Consider the following 20,661-nt stretch of genomic DNA (forward strand, 5'->3'; position numbering starts at 1 on the left):
AGGGGGGCGGCCGTGGGGGCTCTGTACGTCGGCGTGGACGGGGGAGGCACCAGCACGCGCTGCGTCGTGGCCACCGAGTCGGGCGAGATCGCCGGACGCGGGCGGGCCGGCGGCGCCAACGCGATCTCGGTCCCCGACCCGGCCGCCAACCTGCGCGCCGCGCTGCTCGGCGCGCTGGCGGGCCTGGATCGCACGTCGGTCGCCGGTGGCGTGTTCGGCCTGGCCGGAGCGGCCCGCGCGGCGGAGCCCGCGGAGCGGGCCTGGCGGGAGGCGGGGCTCGCCGGGCGGCCCGCGGTGGTCGCCGACGTGCTCGTCGCCTTCGCGGGGGCCACGGAGGAGCCGGACGGCGCCGTCCTGGTGGCAGGCACCGGCGCGATCGGCGCGCGTGTCCGCGACCGCCGGGTCGTACGGCGGGCCGACGGCCTCGGCTGGATCCTGGGCGACGAGGGCTCGGGGGTGTGGCTGGGCCGCCGGGCCGCGGCCGCGGCGCTGAACGCGATCGACGGCCGTGGCGCGCCCACCGTGCTGGTCGCCCGTGTGGCCGAGGCCGTGCTGGGCGCCGGGGCGGCCGGCGAGGACGACGGGCCCGCGCTGGCCCAGGCCCTGGTCGCGGCCGTGTACGCGCGGGTCGCCGAGGCCGGCCCCGCCTGGCTCGGCACGCTCGCGCCCGTGGTGGACGCCGCCGCCCACGAGGGAGACGAGGTCGCCCGTGGCGTCGTCGCGGAGGCGGCGCGCCGGCTGTGCCGTACGGCACGGGTCGTCACAGGGGAACCCGCCGGGGCGGCGCGGCCGGCGGGCGGCGGTGGGCCCCTGGTGCTCGCGGGGTCGCTGCTGACCGAGCCGACCGAGCTCGCCCACCTGGTCACGGCCGAGCTGGGCAGGCGGGCCACGCTGGTGCGCGTGAGGGACGCCGCGGCCGGCGCGGCAGCGCTCGCGGTGCGCGCGGCCCTTCCCGGCGACCCGCGCGCCGCCGAGGCGCACCGCGCGCTGATCGGGCAGGAGGGCGCATGAGCGTGCGAAGCGAACGCGTCGGCGAGCACTGCGCGCGCCTCGGGCGCGATCCGGCTTCGAGCCGCCCGGCAAGGAGGCGGCATGGGTGACCGCGAGCTGGACCGGATGGCGATGGCGGTGCTCCAGCCCGGCTTCGACGGCACGGAGCCGCCCGCCTGGCTGCGGCGGGCGCTCGCGGACGGCCTGGGCGGCGTGGTCCTGTTCGCGCGCAACGTCACCGGCCAGGAGGGGACGGCCGCCCTGGTCGCCGCGCTGCGCGGGGAACGGCCGGACGTGGTCGTCGCCGTGGACGAGGAGGGCGGCTCCGTCACCAGGCTGGAGGCCGCGGGCGGCAGTTCGTGGCCGGGAAACCTGGCGCTGGGCGTCGCCGGAGACCCGGCGCTGACCCGCCGGGTGGCGCGGCAGATCGGCCGGATGGTCGCGGCCGTGGGCGTCACCCTCGACTACGCCCCGGTCGTGGACGTCAACGCCGACCCCCGCAACCCCGTCATCGGCGTGCGCTCCTTCGGCGCCGATCCGGGGGAGGTCGGCCGCCACGCCGCCGCGTGGATCGAGGGACTGCAGAGCGCGGGGGTGGCCGCCTGCGCCAAGCACTTCCCCGGGCACGGCGACACCGTGACCGACTCCCACTTGGCGCTGCCCGCCGTACGGGCCTCACGGGAGGTCCTGGAACGGCGCGACCTGCCGCCCTTCAGGGCCGCCATCGCGGCCGGGGTGCGCGCGGTGATGTGCGGGCACCTGCTCGTCCCCGCCGTCGACGCGCTGCCCGCGACGCTGAGCCGGGCGGTGCTGACCGGCCTGCTGCGGGAGGAACTGGGGTTCGAAGGGCTGGTGGTGACCGACGCGATCGAGATGCGGGCCGTCGCCGCCCTGCACCCGCCCGGCGAGATCGCGGTCCGCGCGCTGGCCGCGGGCGCGGACGCCGTCTGCGTCGGGGTGTCCTCGGCCAGGGGGGAGAGCGTGTACGGCCTGCGCGACGCGATCACCTGCGCGGTCCGCGAGGGCCGGCTGGCGGAGGAGCGCCTGGCCGAGGCGGCGGGCCGGGTCGCGGACCTGGCCGCGTGGTACGACGCGCAGGCGGAGGCGAGGAAGGCGGTGGCCCGCGACGACGCCGACGAGGGTCTCGGCCTGGTGGCGGCGACGGCGGCGCTGCGCGCGACCCCGGCGGAGCCCGGGGGAGCGCTGACCCGGGCGCCGCTGGTGGTGCGCCTGGCGGCGCGGCCCAGCCAGGCCGTCGGCCGCGCGACCCCGCTCACCTTGGGGGAGGCGCTCGGCGAACTCCTGCCGGGGACGCGGACGGCCGAGGTGGACGAGGAAGGGCGGCTGCCCGACCTGGGCGAGGCGGAGCGCCCTGTGGTGATCGCGGTCCACGACGCCGTGCGGCACGCCTGGATACGGCGGCTCCTGGAGGAGGCGCTGTGGGCCCGCCCGGACGCGATCGTGGTGGAGACCGGGGTGCCGGGGCCGCCCGCCGGGCGGCTGTATCTCGCGACCCACGGCAGCTCCACGGCCTGCGCGCGGGCCGCGGCCCGCTGGCTCACCGGAGGCGGCTGACCCACCTCCGGGCACTGCTGTCAGGGAAGTATCCGCAGGTAGCAGCCCTGGTAAAAGTTTTCTCCACTTAAGCGTCTCTGCGTGGAAAAAATTGACGCCATCGTGCGAGCGCCCGTATTGTCCAGGCAATCGGGAACCAGGAGCAGCCCATGAAGCGACTCGCGGCGATCGTGGCTCTGGCGTCGATCGTCACAGCCACCGCCTGCGGCACTACCGGTACGACGGACACCGCCCAGCAGGGCGACGGTGTGTACACCACGATCGACGGCAGCAAGCAGATCAACGCCAGCGCGCCGATCAACCCGTTCAACCCCGTCGGATCGGTCTTCTCGGGATACAACGGCATGGCGCTGGCGTGGCCCAAGAACGACCCCACGGATCCGAACCAGTTCTACCCGGCCATCGCCAGGAGCTGGAGCATGTCCGCGGACCGGTCTGAGGTCGTCATCTACCTGCAGCCCGACGCCAGGTGGTCCGACGGCAAGCCGGTGACCAGTGAGGACGTGCGCGTCTCCGTCGGCCTCGCCTACACCCAGGGCGGCACGGCGTACGCGCTCGACCCCAAGGCGGCCGGAGCCGCCGCCGACATCCAGGTCGTCGACCCCAAGACGATCCGGGTGACCCAGGGCGCCAACCGCAGTTCGACGTTCCTCGCGAACCTGCTGTCGACCGTGGTCGTGCCCGCGCACGTGTTCGGGACGCTGCTGCCGGCCGGATTCTGGGAGACGCTCAAGGTCGCCCAGCGCGGCCAGGGCGAGGTGGCCGAGAAGGCGAAGAACCAGATCACCGGGCTCGCGGAGAAGGTCATCGCCTTCGACCCCGGCCACGACGTGTCGGCGGGACCGTTCGTGCTGGAGCGGGTGAACCCGGGCGCGGCGCTGCTGAAGCGCAACCCCTACTTCTACGCCAGGCAGAACATCGCGCCGGAGAAGGTGAAGATCCTCAACTACACCGGCAACGAGCAGATCTGGAACTACCTGATCGCCGGCCGGCTGGACAACGCCCCCTTCACCTCCGTGCCCACCGCCGTCATGGAGCGCATCCGCGACGCCAAGGGCAGCAAGGTGATCAAGGGCTACTCGCCGGTGGCCGTGTCGCTCGCGTTCAACCAGTCGCACAAGCCGTACGACAACGTGCACGTGCGCCGGGCGATGGCCTACCTGATCGACCGCGCCCAGGTCACCAAGATCGCCTCGCCGGAGGGCGGCACCCCCGCCGCCACCACCTCGGGCATCCACGCCAAGGCGGCCAGGGCCTGGCTCGGCGACGGGTTCGACACCCTGGAGCCCTACCGGGTCGACCCCGCCAAGGCCGACGCCGAGCTGAAGGCGGCGGGCATGACCAAGCGGGGCGGCCGGTGGGCGCTGCCGGACGGCAGCCCGTGGAAGGTCCGCATCCACGTGCCCGCGTCGTTCTCCGACTGGGTCGCCGCGGCCAAGTCGATCACCAGCCAGCTCAGCGACCACGGCATCGACGCCAGCGTGGTCACCGCGGCCGACTACACGCTCTATCTCGGCGAGCTCGCCGAGGGCAAGTACGACCTCGGGTTCTGGCTCATCGGCCTCGGCCCCTCGCCGTACAACATCTTCCAGCGGCTGTTCGGGCAGGCGAACGGCTGGCAGATGTTCGGCGGCAGGCTGCGCCACGTCGCGCCGGGCACCGAGGGCAACTGGATGGGCGGGCCGGAGAAGGTCGACGCCCGCGCCGCCGGCATGGTCGACCCGGGCCAGCTGACCAGCAAACTGAGCTTCGCGTCCGAGGACGAGCAGAAGCGCATCGTCGGCGTCCTGGCCAGGGTCGCCAACGAGCAGCTCCCCGTCGTCCAGCTGTGGGACTACGTGAACACCCAGTTCGTGAACACCACCCGGTACACGGCATTCCCGCCCGACGACGACGAGTCCCTGCGGCTGTCGTCCGGCGTGTGGATGCAGCTCGGGATGATCAAAAAGTCGGAGAAGGTGCAGGCATGACGCACGCGGTCCCGGGGCGTCCCCGGCTGGGCGCCGTCGCCAGGAAGGCCGGCGGCCATGTGGTTCGCGGCCTGGTCATGATCTGGGTCGTCGCCACCATCAGCTTCGTCATCATCCGGGAGATTCCCGGCAACCCCGTGCTGGGGCAGTACGAGAGCCTGATCCAGAAGGGCATGTCGCCCGAGCAGGCCGAGCGGGCCACCGCCGTCCTGTACGGCTTCCTGCCCACCGGCAGCCTGTGGGAGCAGTACGTCGGCTACATGGGCTCGCTGCTCCACCTCGACCTCGGGCGCTCGCTGAGCACGCCCGGGGTGGAGGTGACCACGCTGATCGGGCACGCGGCGCGGTGGACCGTGCTGCCGGTACTCGCCGGCACGCTGCTGAGCTTCCTGCTCGGCGTGACCATGGGCGTCTACGCCGCGATCAAGCGGTCCGGCAAGCTCGGCGACATGCTCGCGCTGTCGGGCTCGCTGCTGCACGGCGTGCCCGTGTACGTCATCGGCCTGCTGCTCACCGCGATCTTCGCAACCCTGTGGCCGATCATGCCGTCGGGCGGGCCGGTCGACGTCGAGTTCGTCCCCGGCTTCAACGCCGGCTACATCGGCTCGCTCGTCCACCACGCCGTGCTGCCGGTCGTCACGTACACGCTGGCCAGCTACGGCGGATGGATCCTGGCGATGAAGTCCAACGTGGTCGCCGTGCTCGGCGACGACTTCATCCTCGCGGCCGAACTGCGCGGGCTGCGGCGCGGCTTCGTGTTCCGGTATCTCGCGCGCAACGCGATCCTGCCGCTGTTCACGATCCTCGCCCTGTCGATCGGCATGCTGTTCGGCGGCTCGATCTTCATCGAGCAGATCTTCAACTACCCGGGCCTCGGCCTGCTGCTCGTCGACAGCATCAGCAGCCGCGACTACGCCCTGATGGGCGGCACGTTCCTGGTGATCACGGTGGGCATCGTCGTCGCCAACATCGCCGCCGACCTGCTGTACACGGCGATCGACCCGCGGGTCAGGAGCGGAGGCGCGGCATGACCGTCATCGTCAGCCCCGGAGGGGCGATCGATCCCGGCGCCGCGCCGGCCAGGAGCACCCGGGCCACGCTGCGGCGCAACTTCTGGCGCGGGGTGTGGCGGGTGCTGCGGCGCAAGCCCAGCCGCATGGCGGGCGTGGTCATCGTCGCCGTGTTCGCGCTCATGGGCGTTGCGGGGCCGCTGCTCTACCCCGCCCAGTTGCCGCGCGACGACAACGCGCTGTACGCGGCGCCGAGCCTGGCCCACCCCTTCGGCACCGACTTCGAGGGCACGGACGTGCTCGCGCTGGTCATCACGGGCGCCCGCTACGTGCTGCTGACCGGCCTGGCCACGGCCGTCATCACGGTCGCGCTCGGCACGCTCATCGGGCTGGTCGCGGGCTTCCACCGCGGCCGGTGGGACACGCTGCTCATGCGGCTGACCGACATGAACCTCGCGATCCCCGGCCTGCCGCTGCTGCTCGTGCTGTCCACGGTGTGGAAGTTCGAGAGCCCGCTGGAGATGGGCCTGGTGCTGGGGATTCTCGGCTGGGGCGGCATCGCCCGCGCCGTGCGGTCGCAGACGCTGTCGCTGCGCGAGCGCGGCTTCATCGAGGCGGCCCGCGGCCTCGGCCTGCCGACGCGGCACATCATCGGCCGCGAACTGCTGCCGAGCATGGCGCCGTACATCGCGATGAACATGCTCATCGCCGTAACGGGCGCGGTGTACGCCCAGGTGGGCCTGTTCTTCCTCGGCGTGCTGCCGTTCGAGTCGAACAACTGGGGGGTGATGCTGAACCTCGCGGTGTTCAACGGCGGGGCGCTCACCACCCCGGCGGCGCTGCCGTACCTGCTGGCCCCGCTGATCGCGATCCTGCTGCTCACCCTGGGCATCGTGCTGATCGTGGACGCCATGGACGAGATCTTCAACCCCCGCCTGCGGGAGGAGTAGCCCCTATGACCGCTCACACGGCCGCACGGCACCCGGCAGCACGTGACATCGAAGCACGTGACATAGCAGCACCGGGGGTCCGGATCCGGGACCTCACGGTCGTCTACAAGACGCCGTCCGGAGAGCTGCCCGCCGTACGCGGCGTCGACCTCACGCTCGCCCCCGGCACGATCACCGGCGTCGTCGGCGAGTCCGGCTCTGGCAAGTCGACGCTCGCGCTCTCGCTGCTCAACGCCGTGCAGCCGCCCGGCAGGATCGCCGCGGGCACCGTCGAGATCGACGGCCTCGGCGACGTGCTGACGCTGCGGGGCGAGGACCTGCGGCGCGCCCGCGGCAGCCAGGTCGGGTACGTCTTCCAGGCGGCCCAGAACTCGCTGAACCCCCTGAAGACCATCGGCAAGCAGTTGCTCGACCTCGGCCGCTCCCACGACGTGGCGGACCTGCGGGCGCTGGTGCGCGACGCCAAGGACCTGCTCGCCCGCATGGGCATGGACGGCGCCCGCGTGCTCGACTCCTACCAGCACGAGCTGTCCGGCGGCATGCGCCAGCGGGTCGGGATCATGCTCGCGCTCGCCCTGAACGCCAAGGTCGTCGTCCTGGACGAGCCCACCACCGCCCTCGACATGATCACGCAGGCCACGATCCTGCGGATCATCCGCGAGGTCCACGAGGAGCGGGGTCTCACCACACTGGTGATCACGCACGACGTGGGCGCCGTGGCCGAGGTCGCCGACAGCCTCGCCGTCATGTACGGCGGGCGGGTGGTCGAGCACGGCCCGGTGACCGAGGTGCTCGGCGACGCCCACCACCCCTACACGCAGGGCCTGATCAGGGCGATCCCGCGGCTGACCGGCGACCTGTCGCTGGCCAGGGCGCTGCCCGGCCGTCCGCCGACGCTCGGGACGCTGCCCACGCAGGGCTGCGTGTTCCGCGAGCGCTGCGAGCGGCGCCTGGAGGTGTGCGAGACCGACGAGCCCATGGCCGTCAACAGGGACGGCCGCACCGTCGCCTGCCACGCCACCGACCGCCACCTCACGCTGGTCAAGCGGAAGGAGTTCGTGTGATCACGGGGACCGGCATCACCAAGGTCTTCAGGCAGCGCGGCGGGCTGCTCGGGGGCCGCGAGGTGCGCGCGCTGCGCGGCGTGGACTTCGCCATCGCCAAGGGCGGCTCCGTCTCGTTCATCGGCGAGTCGGGCAGCGGCAAGACCACCCTCGGCCGGATCGTCGCCGGGCTGGAGACGTGCGACTCCGGCGAGATCGTCATCGACGGCGTGCCGATGTCGTCGCTGAGCCACCGCAGGCGGCAGCCGTACTTCCGCCGGGTCCAGCTCATCCACCAGGACCCCTACTCGGCGCTCAACCCCACGAGGACGATCCACCAGGCGCTGGAGGCGCCGCTGCGGCTGCGCGCCGGGCAGACGGGCCGGTCGAGGTCGTGGATCGACGATCGGGCCGAGGAACTGCTGGCGATGGTGGGCATCGACCCCGGCTACGTGCTGCCGCGCTACCCCCACCAGTTGTCGGGCGGCATGCGCCAGCGCGTGGTGATCGCCCGCGCGCTCACCATGGACCCGGAGGTCCTGGTCGCCGACGAGGCCGTCTCGATGATCGACGTGTCCCTGCGCCTGGGCATCCTCGCGCTGCTGAGGGACCTGCGCGAGCGGCTCGGCGTCGGGGTGCTGTTCATCACCCACGACATCGCCACCGCCCGCTACATCGGCGGCGACGGCGAGCTGTACGTGCTCTACCGCGGTCAGGTCGTCGAGCGGGGCGCCACCGAGAAGATCATCGCCGACCCGGTCCACCCGTACACGCAGTCGCTGCTGTCGGCGACCCCGGTGCTGCACGGCCTGGAGAGGCCGGGCGCGGAGCGGGTCGTGCCGCGGGAGATGCAGCGGGAGGGGCTGCCCGACGGCGGGTGCCTGTTCGCGCGGCGCTGCCCGTTCGCCACCGAACGCTGCGAGAGCGAGATGCCCGTGCTGGGCCGCTACGGCGGGGAGGGAACGCCGGCCGAGCAGGAGCACGCCTGCTTCCATCCCCAGCGGCGTGCCGTGATCCCGGTGGGGGTGGGCGAGTGACGGACATCGCCCCTGTCGCCGTCGACGACCGGGTGGCGGACGTCGCGGCCGCCGCCCTGTGGGCGGACGCCGCGGACGCCCCGCCGGTCGTCCGGCGGCTGGCCGACCCGCCGCCGGAGCGCGAGTGGACCGTCCTGTCCACGCCGGGCCGCGAGGGCGTCGTGTTCGCCTCCGTCGGCGTGGACGGCGGCCACACCACGGGCCACGTCGACCTGATCGCCGTGGATCCCGCCGCCCAGGGCCGGGGGATCGGGCGGGCGCTCGCCGGCGCGGCCGAGGAGTGGATGCGGGCACACGGCGCCACCGAGGCGAGGTTCGCCGGCAACCCGCCCTGCTACGCCTGGCCGGGGATCGACGTGCGCTACACTCCGGCGGCCTGCCTGGCCGAACGCATGGGCTACGAGCGCTACCGCGTCGCCTGGAACATGACGGCGGAACTGCCGGCCCGCTACGACGAGGCCGAGCACGAGGCCGACCTCGCGAAGCTCGCCGAGGCCGGAGTGACGGTCGCGGCGGCGCCGGCCGGTGAGCGAGCGGAGATCGCTGACTTCGTCCGCGGGCAGTGGAACGACAACTGGGCCTGGGAGGCCGCGCAGGCGACCGGCCTCCGTTACGCGGAGCGCGACGGGGAGATCCTCGGCTTCGCCGCCTGGGGCGCCCGGCCGCTGTGGTTCGGCCCGATGGGCACGGCGCAGGCCGCCCGCGGGCTCGGCGTGGGCCGGGTGCTGCTGCGCCGCTGCCTCGCCGACCAGGCCGCCGCGGGCCAGACGTCCGCGCAGATCGGCTGGGTCGGCCCGATCCGCTTCTACTCCCGGGCGGTGGGCGCCCGCGCCGAGCGGGTGTTCTGGCTCTACCGCCGCGCCCTGGACTGATGTCAGCGGTACAGCAGCTCACCCCGGGGCGGGCCAGGCGGGGGGCACAGCTCCCTGGGGTCGAGGCCTGCCTCCAGGTGCTCGCGCAGCGACGCCGAGCCCCACAGCAGGTCGAGGAACGGCTCGCAGCCGAAGTCGCCCGGATAGAGGGCCCGCAGCACGTGCAGGACGGACACGCCCGTGAGCACCGGCAGGAAGGCCCGCCGGTCGGTCACGTGCAACTGCACGCCGCGCACCCCGACGCCCGCGTGCCTGCCGAAGGTCGGGGTGAACCACGTGTCGCGGAAGCGCACCCCGGGCAGGCCGAGGTCGTTGAGCGCCGACGCGAACCGGCCGTCCGCGTACGGCGCGCCGACCAGCTCGAACGGCCGGGTCGTGCCGCGGCCCTCGGCGGCGTTCACGCCCTCCAGCAGCCCGGTGCCGGGATAGACCAGGGCGGTGTCGAGGGTCGGCATGTTGGCCGACGGCATCACCCAGGGCAGCCCGGTGCGGTCGAACCACCACTCCCTGCGCCAGCCCTCCACGGGCACGACCTCCAGATCCGCGCCGAGCGCGCGGTTGACGGTCAGCGCGATCTCGCCGGGCGTGAGGCCGTGCCGTACGGGCAGGGGGGCGCGGCCGACGAAGCTCGCGAACGCCGGGTCGAGCACCGGGCCCTCCGCCACCGCGCCGCCGATCGGGTTGGGCCGGTCGAGCACGGTGAACCGCAGCCCGAGCCTGGCCGCCGAGCCCATCAGGTCGTACATCGTCCAGACGTAGGTGTAGAAACGCGCGCCCACGTCGCACACGTCGAAGACGAGCGCCTTCACCCCGGACGACGCGACCAGCGCGTCCAGTTCGTCGCCCGACCGCCGGTAGGTGTCGAGCACGGGCAGGCCGGTGACCGGGTCGGTGGAGTCGCCCTCGCCGCCGCCCGCCTGCGCCGTGCCGCGCAGGCCGTGCTCAGGGCTGAACAACGTGGTCACGGGCACTCCCGCGGCCAGCAGGGCGGGTGCGGCGGCGGTCAGATCGGGCAGGACCCCTGTGGGGTTGGTGACGAGCCCGACCCGTCCGCGTCCGGCGCCCGGCACGCCCGCCAGCCGCTCGAGACCCGTACGCACGCGATGACCCATCAAGCACTCCGAAGCCGAGGAACCATGACGCAGCCCACGACGCAATCACTCGCCGTTCTCGCCACAGAACAGAGCGATCCCCGCTTCAGCGGAATCGACACGCTGCCGACGGAGGAGATCGCGCGGCTCATGAACACCGCAGACGCCGCCGTCCCGGCCGCGGTGGGCCGCGCCGTCCCGGAGATCTCCGCGGCGATCGACGCGATCGCGGCGCGGATGGCCGACGGGGGCAGGCTCCTCTACGTCGGCGCGGGCACCTCAGGGCGGCTCGCGGTGCTCGACGCGTCCGAGTGCCCGCCGACCTTCGGCACGCACCCCGACCTCGTCCAGGGCATCATCGCGGGCGGCGAGGCCGCGCTGGTGCGGTCGGTCGAGGGCGCGGAGGACGACGCGGAGGCGGGCGCCGCCGTGATCCGCGCGAAGGCGGTCGGCCCGCTCGACTCCGTCGTCGGCATCTCCGCCAGCGGGCGCGCGCCGTACGTCGTCGCGGCGGTCGAGCAGGCCAGGCGGCTCGGCGCGCTGACCGTGGGCGTGGCCTGCAACACCGGCACTCCGCTCGCGCGGGCGGCCGACCACGCGATCGAGGCCGTCGTGGGACCCGAGGTGGTCACCGGCTCGACGCGGCTGAAGGCCGGCACGGCCCAGAAGCTGGTCCTCAACATGATCTCGACGATCACCATGATCAGGTCGGGCCGGACGTACGGGAACTACATGGTCGACGTCGTGGCCAGCAACTCCAAGCTGGTCGACCGGGCGGCCCGCATCGTCTCCGACATCACCGGCACGCGGGTGCCCCGGGCCAGGGAGGTCCTGGAGGACGCCGGGCGGGACGTGAAGACGGCCGTCGTGATGATCGAACGCGGCGTGGGCGCCGACGACGCCCGCGCGCTGCTCGCGGCGCACGGCAACCGGCTCGGCCCGGCGCTGCGCGGCGCCTGATCGCGAATGGGGCCCGATCACATGCTCGAGGACGTCCTGCGGGCCGCGGTGCCCGAGGTGGCCTCGGCGGCGGTGGCCCTGATCGCCGTCGACGGGCGCACGGTCGCCGGGGCCGCCGTGGGGGAGGCCGCGCGGTACGCCGACGCGTCCGGCGGGCTGCTGCCGCAGCGGCCGCCCGTGACGGCGGACGCGCTCTTCGACATCGCGTCCCTGAGCAAGATGTTCACCGCGGCGGTGCTGGTCTCGCTGGCCGGGGAGGGCGCGCTCGACCTCGACGAGCCGGTGGCCGTCCGGCTGCCCCGGTTCTACCGGAGCAGGCCGGAGATCACCGTACGGCACCTGCTGACGCATTCGGCGGGCCTGCCCGCGAGCCGCCGGGTGGAGGAGGAGCCGGAGGAGGCCCGCTGGGACCTCGTCCTGTCCACCCCGGCGCAGGGGCCGCCGGGCACGCACCTCTACTCGGACGTCGGCATGATCACGGCGGGGCGGGTGGCCGAGGCCGCGGGCGGGGCGCCGCTGGACGTGCTGGTGCGCGAGCGGGTCACCGGACCGCTCGGCCTGTCCGCCACGACGTACGGGCCGGTCGACCCGGGCCGGGCCGTCGCCACGGAGTTCAAGCGCGGCACGTGCGTCAGGGGCGAGGTGCACGACGAGACGGCGTACGCGCTGGGCGGCGTGGCCGGGCACGCGGGGCTGTTCTCCACGGCCGCCGACCTCGTGCGCTTCGGCGAGGCGCTGCGCACCGGAGGCGGGCCGATGCTGCCCGCCGAGTGGACCGCGGAGATGCTGCGCGACCAGGGGGTGCCCGGGGCCGCCTTCCGCCAGGGGCTCGGGGTGCGGATCGGCGATCCCGCCATCGTGGGGCCGCTCACGGGCGCGTTCGGCCACTCGGGTTTCACCGGCACGTCGCTGGTCGTCGATCCCGTCCGCCGGCTGACCGTCGTGCTGCTCACCAACAACGTCCATCCGCTCAGGGGACGGCCCGGCATTCGCGACCTGCGGCACGCCGTCGCGGCGGAGGCGCTGCGCCTGGCCGGCTGAGCCTGGCGCATGTTTGATCCTCCTCCTCCGGGTCAGTAGGCAGACCGACCCCCCGAGGAGAGGAGCTGTGATGACGACCGCGCATCAGGCCGGACAGCGGATGGAGGGTGCGGCCAGGAGAGCGGCCGACCACCCCGCCATGGAGAAGCTCGCCAAGGTCGGATTCGCCGCCCGGGGCGTCCTCTACGCCATCATCGGCTTCGTCGCCCTCCAGATCGCCTTCGGCGGGGGCGGCGAGGCCGACAAGAGCAGCGCGATCCAGATCGTGCGCGACTCGCCCATGGGCGACCCCCTGCTGTGGATCATGGCCGTCGGCCTGGCCGCGCTGGCGATCTGGCAGATCTCCGAGGCGGTGTGGGGCCGTCCCGAGGTCAAGGACCGCGTGGAGTCCGTGGCCAGGGCCGTCGTCTACGCGGGACTCGTGTTCTCGATGGTGGCCCTGCTCACGCGGAACAAGGCCGCCTCCTCGTCCGACAGCCAGTCGAAGGACGTCACCAAGGCGCTTTTCGAGCTGCCGGGCGGTCAGTTCCTGGTCGGCCTGCTGGCGCTCGGCGTGATCGCCCTCGGCGTCTACTGGATCTACGAGGGCTGGACCGAGAAGTTCATGAAGGACATGCACGTGACCACGCCTCGCGCCCGCGGCGTCGTGACCAAGCTCGGCAAGGCCGGCTACATCGCCCGCGGCGTCATCGCGCTGGCCGCCGGCGTCCTGATCGGCAAGGCCGCCATCACCTACGACCCCGACAAGGCGGCCGGCATCGACGGCGCGCTGAAGTCGCTCGCCGACACCCCCGCGGGACCGTGGCTGCTCGTCGTGGTCGCGCTCGGCCTGGTGCTGTTCGCCGCCTACTGCTTCGCGGAGGCCCGCTGGCACCGCGTCTGAGCTGATCCAGGGCGCCGGCTCAGGTCGCCGCCCCGGACGACGTACGGCGCAGGCCGTCCATGAGCAGGTCGAGCAGCCGCCCGGCCTGCTCTCTCTGTGCGGGCTCCCCCGCGGCGAAGCAGACGCCGTTCACGCCCGCGAGCACGTCCTCGGCCGCCACGTCCCGCCGCAGCGTCCCCGCCGCGCCGCCCGCGTCGAGCAACGCGCCGATCGTCCCGGCCAGCAGCTCACGGCTGTGCGCGTACGGATCGGCGCCGGAGGCGATCACGGCGCGCAACGCGCCGGCCATGCCCCCGCTTGGTCGCCAGGTAGTCGACGAAACTCGAGCGCATGCGCACCCGGGTGGGCGGAGACGGTCCCGCGTGGAAGACGGCCGAGCAGGGCGCGGCCACCTCCGTGCTGGCCGCGGCCTCGCCGCTGCTGGAGGGCGTCACCGGGCGGTACTTCGAGGACTGCCAGGAGGCGGAGCCCCACCGGCCGGGCACCCGGCGGGGAGTGGCGGCGTACGCGCTCGACCCCGAGGCGGCCACCCTGCTGTGGCAGGTGTCGGTGGACCTGCTCGACCTGTGAAATCCGCCACGGTCCGCCCCGGACGAAACCCGGTGAGACCCGGTGACACCCCGTCTCACCTGGGCGGACTCTGAGGATCTCTTTCTTCTCCGCACGGTCACGGGACCTGCGGCCCGAATCCTGTCCGATCGGTCAGCTAGGGTGTCCGCCATGGCGCGTTCCGCAACCACGCTACGCGCGGACATTCTCGACTCCGCGGTGCGGCTGTTCGCCGCGCACGGCTTCCGCGGCACCTCCCTGCAGGAGATCGCCACGGACGCCGGCTGCTCCAAGGCGTCCTTGCTCTACCACTTCACGAACAAGGACGCGATCTTGACGGAGCTGCTGGCGCCCGTCGGGGCGCAGGTCGCCGAACTCGAGGCGCGGCTCGCCCGGCTCGACGGCGAGGCGGCCGCCCGGGCCGCCGTCGACGCGCTCGTCGACCTGTCCCTGCGCTTCCGGCTCCAGGTGAAGATCCTTCTGCTGGACGTCGACACCCTGATCAACCGGCCGGAACTGCCGGACGTCGACGGCTTCATGGCACGTCTGACGGACGCGCTGTCCGGCCGCTCGGCCGACCAGCCGGCCCGGGTCTGGGCCTGGATGGCGATGCTGGGGATCATCCTGACCAGCGCCGGCGAGTGCGGGGTCCCCGAGGGGACGCTGCGCGCGGAGCTGACCCGCGGGGCGCTGCGCACGCTCGGCCTGCCGGCCTGCTGACCTTCGGAAGAAAGAGTTCTGTTGTGGCAACCCTGCTGTACCGGCTGGGCCGGTTCTCCTTCCGCCGCCGCGGGCGCGTGACCGCCGTGTGGCTGCTGCTTCTCGCGGTCCTGGGCCTGGCCGCCGCGGCGTTCCAGGGCCCGACCAGCGACAAGTTCGCCATGCCGGGCACCGAGTCACAGCGGGCGCTGGACGCCCTGGCCAAGGAGTTCCCCCAGGCGAGCGGGGTCACCGGCACCATCGTCGTCGCCGCGCCGCAGGGCGGGAAGCTCGACCCGGCCGCGGTCGCGCCCGTGGTCAAGGAGGCCGCGGCCATCCCCGGCGTCGTCGCCGCCATGGATCCGTTCCGGTCCGGCGCCGTCTCCCAGGACGGCCGCTACGCCCTGATCCAGGTGCAGTTCGACCGCGGGGCCGAGGACGTGACCGAGGCCCAGCGCGCGGCGTACCTGAAGGCCGGGTCGTCGGCGCAGGGGCTGCGGGTCGAGCACGGCGGCGAGGTCCTGAAGAGCGCGCCGGAGGTCGGCGGGTCGGAGGCGATCGGCGTCGTGATCGCCGCGGTCGTCCTGATCATCACCTTCGGCTCGCTGGTCGCCGCGGGCATGACCCTGCTGAACGCGCTGATCGGCGTGGGGGCCGGCATGGGCGGCCTGTTCGCGCTCAGCGGCGTCGTCGAACTGACCTCCGTCACGCCGGTGCTGGCGCTGATGCTGGGCCTGGCCGTCGGCATCGACTACTCGCTGTTCATCACCTCCCGCTACCGCCAGTTCCTGGCCGAGGGCCTGGCGCCGGATGAGGCCGCGGGCCGGGCGGTCGGCACCGCCGGATCGGCGGTCGTGTTCGCCGGCGCCACCGTGGTCATCGCGCTCGCCGGCCTGTCGGTGGTCGGCATCCCGTTCCTGAGCGTGATGGGCCTGGCCGCCGCGGGCACCGTGGCCGTCGCCGTGCTGGTCGCCCTCACGCTGCTGCCCGCCTTCCTGTCGTACGCCGGAGCCCGGGTGCTGCCCCGCGCGCAGCGCGCGGGCGGGAACGCGGACGCGGGCGGCCAGGGCTTCGGCTACACGTGGGGGCGGGTGGTGGCCCGGCTGCGCGTGCCGATCCTGCTGGCGGGGGTCGTCGTCCTCGGCGCGCTCACGCTGCCGGCCCAGGACCTGCGGCTGGCCCTGCCCGACGCCGGCGCCGCCGCTCCCGGCACCCCGGCCCGCGACGCCTACGACCTGACCAGCGAGGGCTTCGGCGAGGGCTTCAACGCCCGCCTGATCGCCGTGGTCTCCGCCGCCGACCCCGCGGCCACGACCGCCGCCGCCGGTGAGGCCGCCCGGCTGATCCAGCAGACCCCCGGAGTGCTGGCCGTGGCCCCGCCGCAGCCCAACGCCGCGGGCACCACCGCGCTGCTGGCCATCATCCCCAAGGCCGGGCCCACCGCCGCGGCCACCGAGGACGCCGTCCACGCCATCCGCGCCAAGGTCGCCGCGATCGGCGGCGCCGAGATCGCCGTCACCGGCGCCACGGCCGTCGGCATCGACGTCTCGGACAAGCTCTCCGACGCCATGCCCGTCTACCTGCTGCTGGTGGTCGGCCTGTCGGTGCTGCTGCTCATGCTCGTCTTCCGCTCGATCCTGGTCCCGGTCAAGGCGGCGCTGGGCTTCCTGCTGACCGTCGGCTCGACCTTCGGCATCACCGTGGCGATCTTCCAGGAGGGTCACCTGGCCGGTCTGCTGGGTGTGGACGTGCCGGGCCCGCTGGTGAGCTTCCTGCCGATCCTGCTCATCGGCATCCTGTTCGGCCTGGCCATGGACTACGAGGTGTTCCTGGTCTCGCGGATGCGCGAGGACCACGTGCACGGCGACACCCCTCTCCAGGCGACGATCAACGGCATGGGGCACAACGCCCGGGTCGTCACCGCGGCGGCGCTGATCATGACGGCCGTGTTCGGCGGGTTCGTGTTCATGGACGACCCGATCATCAAGTCCATGGGCTTCGCCCTCGCCATCGGCGTGCTCATCGACGCCTTCGTCGTCCGGATGACCCTCGTCCCGGCCGTGATGTCCATGCTCGGCCGCGCCGCCTGGTGGCTGCCCCGCGGCCTGGACCGGGTGCTGCCCGACCTCGACGTCGAGGGTGAGCGCCTGCGGCGCCACCTCACCACTCTCCCCGAGTCGGCCGAAGTGAAGTGACGCGAAGGCCGGAGGTCCCGTCGCGGCGGGACCTTCGGCGCTCGCACGCCCGATGGGCGGACGGTCTGATGGAAGAAGCGGAAAAGGAGGATCTCATGATCGTGGTGGGTGTCGACGGCTCCCAGGCCGGACTTGCGGCCGCGGCCTGGGCGGCCAGGGAGGCCGCCCTGCGCCGCGTCCCCCTGCGGATCGCCAACGCGATCCCCGCCTGGGCGTGTTCGAGCACCCAGGAGGGGCGGTACGCGAGCGTCGCCGCGTGGATGCGCGACGGCGCGGCGGCCGTGCTCGCGGCCGCCGCCGAGCGGGCCGGCCGGGAGGCGCCCGAGGTGGAGGCCGACACCGCGATCCTGGCCGGAGACCCGCGCCCGGCGCTGATCGAGGCGGCCGCGGACGCCGATCTCCTGGTGCTCGGCAACCACGGGCTCGGCGGCTTCCGCGGCCTGCTGCTCGGCTCGGTCGCGTACGGCGTCGCGGGGCACGCTCCGTGCGACGTGGTCGTCGTGCGGGAGGGGCCGGCGGCGCCGCGCCCGGAGATCGTGGTGGGGTTCGACGGATCCGCCGCCTCCGAGAAGGTGCTCGACTTCGCCTTCGCCGAGGCGGCCCTGCGCGGGTCGGGCCTGCGGGTGGTGCACGCCTACAGCCCGCTGGACGCGGGCGGCGGCTTCGCGCCGATCCCCGACGACTTCGACGACGAGAAGATCGAGGCGCGGATGGTCAAGGAGGCGCTCTCCGGGCGTCGCGCGCTCTACCCCGACGTCAAGGTCGTCGAGGAGGTCGTCCAGAGCCACCCCGTGGACGCGCTGCGGCACGCGTCGGCGGACGCCGAACTGCTCGTCATCGGCTCCCACGGCAAGGGCGGGTTCAGCGGGCTGCTCCTCGGATCGGTCTGCCAGGCCATGCTGCAGCACGCGAGGTGCCCCATGGCCGTGGTGCGCGCCCCCGCGCAGGCGGGCTGAGCGGTAGGGGCTGAACACGCGAAACGCCCCCGGCGGCCCGGAAACCGGGCCGCCGGGGGCGTTTCGGGCGTCCTACGCGCTCTTGCGCCGCTGCTCGCGCAGAATGGCGAGCCGCTCGTTCAGCACCTCTTCGAGGTCCTCGATCGAGCGGCGCTCCAGCAGCATGTCCCAGTGGGTCCGCGGGGGCTTCGCCTTCTTCTGCTGGGGCTGCTCCGCGTCCACCCGCAGCGCCGGGCTGCCGCAGTGACGGCACTCCCAGGTCGTGGGAATCTCGGCTTCGACGGCGAGCGGTACGGTGGTCAGATGGCCCTTGGGGCACGTGTAGGACACCTCCTGACGCGGGGCCAGGTCGGTGTTGCGGTCGTTCTCGTAGCTGGTCGCGCCGAGCCGGGTACCGCGAAGTGCACGCTCGCCCATGTCTTCAAGCCTCCTGAGGTCCCCGCCTTCGAGGGGTTCGTTCGCCACCGCGTACAACGCCTGATACCGTGTGTGGATTCCCAGCCGAGACCTGATCCAATCGCGCTTTTTCCGTCCCTGTGGTCTCAGATGTGCGGCATGAAGTGAGCCGCCGGCATCGGCGGTCCGCCGCCCCCTTCCCGGCCCCTTCCGCGGCCGGTGGGCGCGGCACGGGCGACCACTCCCGGTGACACCCGCTCTCAGATGTGGCTGGGGACCTCGTTGCCCGCCTCGCGGATGGCCCTGGGCAGGTTGACGGTGGCGAGCAGCACGAAGCCGACGACGAAGAACACGACCAGCGAGACGATCGCGGTGCGGTAGCTGTCGGTGAGCTGGAGCGCCAGCGTCAGGGTCAGGGAGCCGAGGAAGGCCGACCCCTTGTCGCTGATCTGGTACAGGCTGAAATACTCCGCCTCCCGGCCCGGCGGGATCACCAGGGAGTACAGCGAGCGGGACAGCGCCTGCGTGCCGCCCATGACGATCGCGATGGCGAAGGCGATCGCGTAGAACTGGACCGCCGCGCCCTTCTGCAGGAAGTAGGCCACCCCCACCACCACCGTCCACACGACCAGGCTGGCCAGGACCGTGCGCTTGGTCCCGATCCTGGCCGCGAGCCGCGCGAGCCCGAGCGCGCCGCCGACCGCGACGAACTGCACCATGAGGATCGCCCCGATCTGGTGCGTCTGGCTCAGCCCCAGCTCCTGGTCGGCGTACGTGGCGGAGAAGCCGATCACCGTCTGCACACCGTCGTTGTAGACCAGGTAGGCCGCGAGGAACAGCAGCGTGCGGGGGTAGCGCCGCAGGTCGGCGATCGTACGGCCGAGCTGGCGGACGCTGCCCGCCACGGCCCTGGCCGCGGTCGCCTCGTGGACGGGCACCCGGCGGTTGCGCAGCCGCAGCATCGGGATGAGCGTGAACACGCCCCACCACAGACCCGCCGAGGCCAGGCTGATCCGTACCGCCAGGCCCTCCTCGACCCCGCCCGACAGGTAGACGACCAGGTTGAGCGCGAGCAGCAGGCCGCCGCCGAGGTAGCCGAAGCCCCACCCCCTGCTGGAGACCGCGTCGCGTTCCTCCGCGCCGGAGATCTGCGGCAGGAAGGAGTCGTAGACCACGATCGACGCGCCGAACGCCACGTTGGCGACCAGGAACAGCGCGCCGCCGAGCAGGTAGGCGTCGCCCGACACGAGGTAGAAGCCGAGCGTGGCCGTCGCCCCCAGGTAGGCGAGGACCCCCAGCATCTGCTTCTTGCGCCCCGTGTGGTCCGCGACGGCGCCGATGATCGGCATGATCACGATCTGCAGCAGCACCGAGATCGTCACCAGCGTGGTGAAGTACGCCTTCGGCCGCAGGTCAAGGCCGAGGAACGACACGAAGCCGCTCTCGCCGCCCGCCGCCGTCGTGGCGACCGAGGTCAGGTACGGCCCGAGGAAGACGGTCAGGACGGTCGTCTGGAAGGCCGAATTCGCCCAGTCGTACCAGTACCAGCCGCGTTGCTCGCGCCGTCGCGCCTCGGGGATCTCCTCCTGGACGACCTGGGGGGCGGTCATGTTCTCTCCTCGCCGGTGTGGGGGGCCGTCACGGCGCGGCGGACCGGGGGTGCCACTGCCCGCGCGACTTGAGCACGTCGCGCAGGCCGCTGACGTTGTCGGTCATGATGCCGTCGACGCCGAGATCGAGCAGGTGGGCCATCGTCACCGGGTCGTTCACCGTCCACACGTGCACCTGCATGCCGATCGCGTGCGCGGTGCGCACCAGGGCGCGGGTGGTCACCCGCAGGCCGCGGAACCCGATGGGCGCCTGCGCGCACGGCACCCCGGCCCTGGCCAGCCCGGACAGCAGCCTGCCGTACCCGCCGCCCATCGCGGCCGTGCGCAGCGCGGCCAGGCCGCGCGGGCCGAGCGAGAAGCAGACCTCCCGGTCGATCGCGCGCCGGGCGCGGGCCAGCCGCACGTCGGAGAACGACGTCAGGCACACCCGGTCGTAGGCGCGGGTGCGGCGGATCGCCCGGGCGAGCGGCGCGATCACGGCGCTCTCCTTGACGTCGATGTTGAACCGGGCGTCCGGCCAGGTGCCGAGCAGGTCCTCCATCAACGGGATCTCGTGCCTGCCGCCGATCCTGGCCTGGCGGACCTCCCGGTAGGGCAGCCGGGAGACGCGGCCGGTGCGGTCGGTCACGCGGTCGAGGGTGTGGTCGTGGAACGCGAGCAGGACGCCGTCGGCGGTCGCGTGCGCGTCGGTCTCCAGGTAGGTGTAGCCGAGTTCGACCGCACGGGAGAACGCTTCCATCGTGTTCTCGCGCGCTTCCGCCGCGCCGCCTCGATGCGCGAAGGCGAGCGGGCCCGGGTGGTCGAGAAACGCGAAACGGCGGTGCACGAGAGGAG

20 protein-coding genes are annotated in these 20,661 nt (G+C 73.3%); 15 read left to right on the forward strand and 5 right to left on the reverse strand.

Annotation, left to right across the window (positions count from 1 at the left end; genetic code table 11):
* Window positions 1–12: 12 nt before the first annotated feature.
* The 8 genes from HHX31_RS07415 (at window position 13) to HHX31_RS07450 (ending at window position 9,447) form a co-directional block, all read left to right on the forward strand.
* Window positions 13–1,011, forward strand: coding sequence for a BadF/BadG/BcrA/BcrD ATPase family protein (locus HHX31_RS07415; protein ID WP_311931646.1), 999 nt, complete (start codon window positions 13–15; stop codon window positions 1,009–1,011).
* An 81-nt stretch (window positions 1,012–1,092) separates the two neighbouring features.
* The gene (locus tag HHX31_RS07420) at window positions 1,093–2,565 is read left to right on the forward strand and encodes a glycoside hydrolase family 3 protein (protein WP_169946377.1); all 1,473 of its coding nucleotides are present in this window, start codon (window positions 1,093–1,095) and stop codon (window positions 2,563–2,565) included.
* A gap of 149 nt (window positions 2,566–2,714) precedes the next feature.
* Window positions 2,715–4,535: an ABC transporter substrate-binding protein gene (locus HHX31_RS07425; RefSeq protein ID WP_169946379.1), complete on the forward strand. Its 1,821-nt coding sequence runs from the start codon at window positions 2,715–2,717 to the stop codon at window positions 4,533–4,535.
* Window positions 4,532–5,566: an ABC transporter permease gene (locus tag HHX31_RS07430; RefSeq protein ID WP_169946381.1), complete on the forward strand. Its 1,035-nt coding sequence runs from the start codon at window positions 4,532–4,534 to the stop codon at window positions 5,564–5,566. Before HHX31_RS07425 ends, HHX31_RS07430 begins: the two co-directional genes overlap by 4 nt.
* Window positions 5,563–6,495, forward strand: coding sequence for an ABC transporter permease (locus HHX31_RS07435; RefSeq protein WP_169946382.1), 933 nt, complete (start codon window positions 5,563–5,565; stop codon window positions 6,493–6,495). Before HHX31_RS07430 ends, HHX31_RS07435 begins: the two co-directional genes overlap by 4 nt.
* Window positions 6,496–6,500: 5 nt before the next feature.
* Complete coding sequence (locus tag HHX31_RS07440) at window positions 6,501–7,559, forward strand: ABC transporter ATP-binding protein (protein ID WP_169946384.1); 1,059 nt, start codon at window positions 6,501–6,503, stop codon at window positions 7,557–7,559.
* Window positions 7,556–8,575, forward strand: a complete 1,020-nt coding sequence (locus HHX31_RS07445; RefSeq protein WP_169946386.1) for an ABC transporter ATP-binding protein — start codon at window positions 7,556–7,558, stop codon at window positions 8,573–8,575. Before HHX31_RS07440 ends, HHX31_RS07445 begins: the two co-directional genes overlap by 4 nt.
* A complete protein-coding gene (locus HHX31_RS07450; protein WP_169946388.1) occupies window positions 8,572–9,447 on the forward strand; it encodes a GNAT family N-acetyltransferase in 876 nt (291 codons plus the stop codon). The genes HHX31_RS07445 and HHX31_RS07450 overlap by 4 nt, the downstream gene beginning before the upstream one ends.
* A gap of 2 nt (window positions 9,448–9,449) precedes the next feature.
* On the opposite strand, the gene HHX31_RS07455 is transcribed toward HHX31_RS07450, so the two are convergent.
* Window positions 9,450–10,559, reverse strand: coding sequence for an exo-beta-N-acetylmuramidase NamZ domain-containing protein (locus HHX31_RS07455; protein WP_169946390.1), 1,110 nt, complete (start codon window positions 10,557–10,559; stop codon window positions 9,450–9,452).
* Window positions 10,560–10,583: 24 nt separating this feature from the next.
* Here HHX31_RS07455 and murQ point away from each other — a divergent pair, with 24 nt between their 5' ends.
* The 3 genes from murQ to HHX31_RS07470 all read left to right on the forward strand — a co-directional run bounded on the left by murQ (window position 10,584) and on the right by HHX31_RS07470 (window position 13,422).
* Window positions 10,584–11,498 carry an N-acetylmuramic acid 6-phosphate etherase gene (gene murQ / locus HHX31_RS07460; RefSeq protein ID WP_169946391.1) on the forward strand — a complete coding sequence of 305 codons (915 nt, stop codon included), beginning with the start codon at window positions 10,584–10,586 and terminating at the stop codon, window positions 11,496–11,498.
* A gap of 21 nt (window positions 11,499–11,519) precedes the next feature.
* Complete coding sequence (locus HHX31_RS07465) at window positions 11,520–12,539, forward strand: serine hydrolase (RefSeq protein WP_169946393.1); 1,020 nt, start codon at window positions 11,520–11,522, stop codon at window positions 12,537–12,539.
* Window positions 12,540–12,609: 70 nt separating this feature from the next.
* Entirely contained in the window at window positions 12,610–13,422 is an 813-nt protein-coding gene (locus HHX31_RS07470) for a DUF1206 domain-containing protein (protein WP_249345693.1), read from the forward strand.
* A gap of 19 nt (window positions 13,423–13,441) precedes the next feature.
* Here the strand turns inward: HHX31_RS07470 and HHX31_RS07475 are convergent, their stop codons facing one another.
* Window positions 13,442–13,711 carry a hypothetical protein gene (locus HHX31_RS07475; protein ID WP_211589375.1) on the reverse strand — a complete coding sequence of 90 codons (270 nt, stop codon included), beginning with the start codon at window positions 13,709–13,711 and terminating at the stop codon, window positions 13,442–13,444.
* A gap of 41 nt (window positions 13,712–13,752) precedes the next feature.
* Here HHX31_RS07475 and HHX31_RS07480 point away from each other — a divergent pair, with 41 nt between their 5' ends.
* From HHX31_RS07480 to HHX31_RS07495, 4 genes are all read left to right on the forward strand, one after another.
* The gene (locus HHX31_RS07480) at window positions 13,753–13,992 is read left to right on the forward strand and encodes a hypothetical protein (RefSeq protein ID WP_211589376.1); all 240 of its coding nucleotides are present in this window, start codon (window positions 13,753–13,755) and stop codon (window positions 13,990–13,992) included.
* A gap of 150 nt (window positions 13,993–14,142) precedes the next feature.
* The gene (locus tag HHX31_RS07485) at window positions 14,143–14,691 is read left to right on the forward strand and encodes a TetR/AcrR family transcriptional regulator (protein ID WP_169946395.1); all 549 of its coding nucleotides are present in this window, start codon (window positions 14,143–14,145) and stop codon (window positions 14,689–14,691) included.
* Window positions 14,692–14,714: 23 nt separating this feature from the next.
* Window positions 14,715–16,865: an MMPL family transporter gene (locus tag HHX31_RS07490; RefSeq protein WP_169946397.1), complete on the forward strand. Its 2,151-nt coding sequence runs from the start codon at window positions 14,715–14,717 to the stop codon at window positions 16,863–16,865.
* Window positions 16,866–16,960: 95 nt separating this feature from the next.
* Complete coding sequence (locus tag HHX31_RS07495; protein ID WP_169946399.1) at window positions 16,961–17,821, forward strand: universal stress protein; 861 nt, start codon at window positions 16,961–16,963, stop codon at window positions 17,819–17,821.
* Window positions 17,822–17,893: 72 nt separating this feature from the next.
* Here HHX31_RS07495 and HHX31_RS07500 read toward each other — a convergent pair whose 3' ends face one another.
* The 3 genes from HHX31_RS07500 to HHX31_RS07510 form a co-directional block, all read right to left on the reverse strand.
* Window positions 17,894–18,238: an RNA polymerase-binding protein RbpA gene (locus HHX31_RS07500; protein WP_030509898.1), complete on the reverse strand. Its 345-nt coding sequence runs from the start codon at window positions 18,236–18,238 to the stop codon at window positions 17,894–17,896.
* A gap of 239 nt (window positions 18,239–18,477) precedes the next feature.
* Entirely contained in the window at window positions 18,478–19,827 is a 1,350-nt protein-coding gene (locus HHX31_RS07505) for an MFS transporter (protein ID WP_169946401.1), read from the reverse strand.
* A 28-nt stretch (window positions 19,828–19,855) separates the two neighbouring features.
* Window positions 19,856–20,653, reverse strand: a complete 798-nt coding sequence (locus tag HHX31_RS07510) for a glycerophosphodiester phosphodiesterase (protein WP_169946403.1) — start codon at window positions 20,651–20,653, stop codon at window positions 19,856–19,858.
* Window positions 20,654–20,661 lie beyond the last annotated feature (8 nt).

Source organism: Microbispora sp. H11081, from assembly GCF_012999535.1.
GTDB lineage: Bacteria > Actinomycetota > Actinomycetes > Streptosporangiales > Streptosporangiaceae > Microbispora.

Coding starts and splice junctions, on each gene's coding strand:
- murQ (WP_169946391.1), top strand. CDS start 10,584: ATGACGCAGCCCACGACGCAATCACTCGCCGTTCTCGCCACAGAACAG.
- HHX31_RS07500 (WP_030509898.1), bottom strand. CDS start 18,238: ATGGGCGAGCGTGCACTTCGCGGTACCCGGCTCGGCGCGACCAGCTAC.
- HHX31_RS07470 (WP_249345693.1), top strand. CDS start 12,610: ATGACGACCGCGCATCAGGCCGGACAGCGGATGGAGGGTGCGGCCAGG.
- HHX31_RS07425 (WP_169946379.1), top strand. CDS start 2,715: ATGAAGCGACTCGCGGCGATCGTGGCTCTGGCGTCGATCGTCACAGCC.
- HHX31_RS07480 (WP_211589376.1), top strand. CDS start 13,753: ATGCGCACCCGGGTGGGCGGAGACGGTCCCGCGTGGAAGACGGCCGAG.
- HHX31_RS07420 (WP_169946377.1), top strand. CDS start 1,093: ATGGGTGACCGCGAGCTGGACCGGATGGCGATGGCGGTGCTCCAGCCC.
- HHX31_RS07440 (WP_169946384.1), top strand. CDS start 6,501: ATGACCGCTCACACGGCCGCACGGCACCCGGCAGCACGTGACATCGAA.
- HHX31_RS07475 (WP_211589375.1), bottom strand. CDS start 13,711: ATGGCCGGCGCGTTGCGCGCCGTGATCGCCTCCGGCGCCGATCCGTAC.
- HHX31_RS07465 (WP_169946393.1), top strand. CDS start 11,520: ATGCTCGAGGACGTCCTGCGGGCCGCGGTGCCCGAGGTGGCCTCGGCG.
- HHX31_RS07495 (WP_169946399.1), top strand. CDS start 16,961: ATGATCGTGGTGGGTGTCGACGGCTCCCAGGCCGGACTTGCGGCCGCG.
- HHX31_RS07435 (WP_169946382.1), top strand. CDS start 5,563: ATGACCGTCATCGTCAGCCCCGGAGGGGCGATCGATCCCGGCGCCGCG.
- HHX31_RS07455 (WP_169946390.1), bottom strand. CDS start 10,559: ATGGGTCATCGCGTGCGTACGGGTCTCGAGCGGCTGGCGGGCGTGCCG.
- HHX31_RS07505 (WP_169946401.1), bottom strand. CDS start 19,827: ATGACCGCCCCCCAGGTCGTCCAGGAGGAGATCCCCGAGGCGCGACGG.
- HHX31_RS07485 (WP_169946395.1), top strand. CDS start 14,143: ATGGCGCGTTCCGCAACCACGCTACGCGCGGACATTCTCGACTCCGCG.
- HHX31_RS07430 (WP_169946381.1), top strand. CDS start 4,532: ATGACGCACGCGGTCCCGGGGCGTCCCCGGCTGGGCGCCGTCGCCAGG.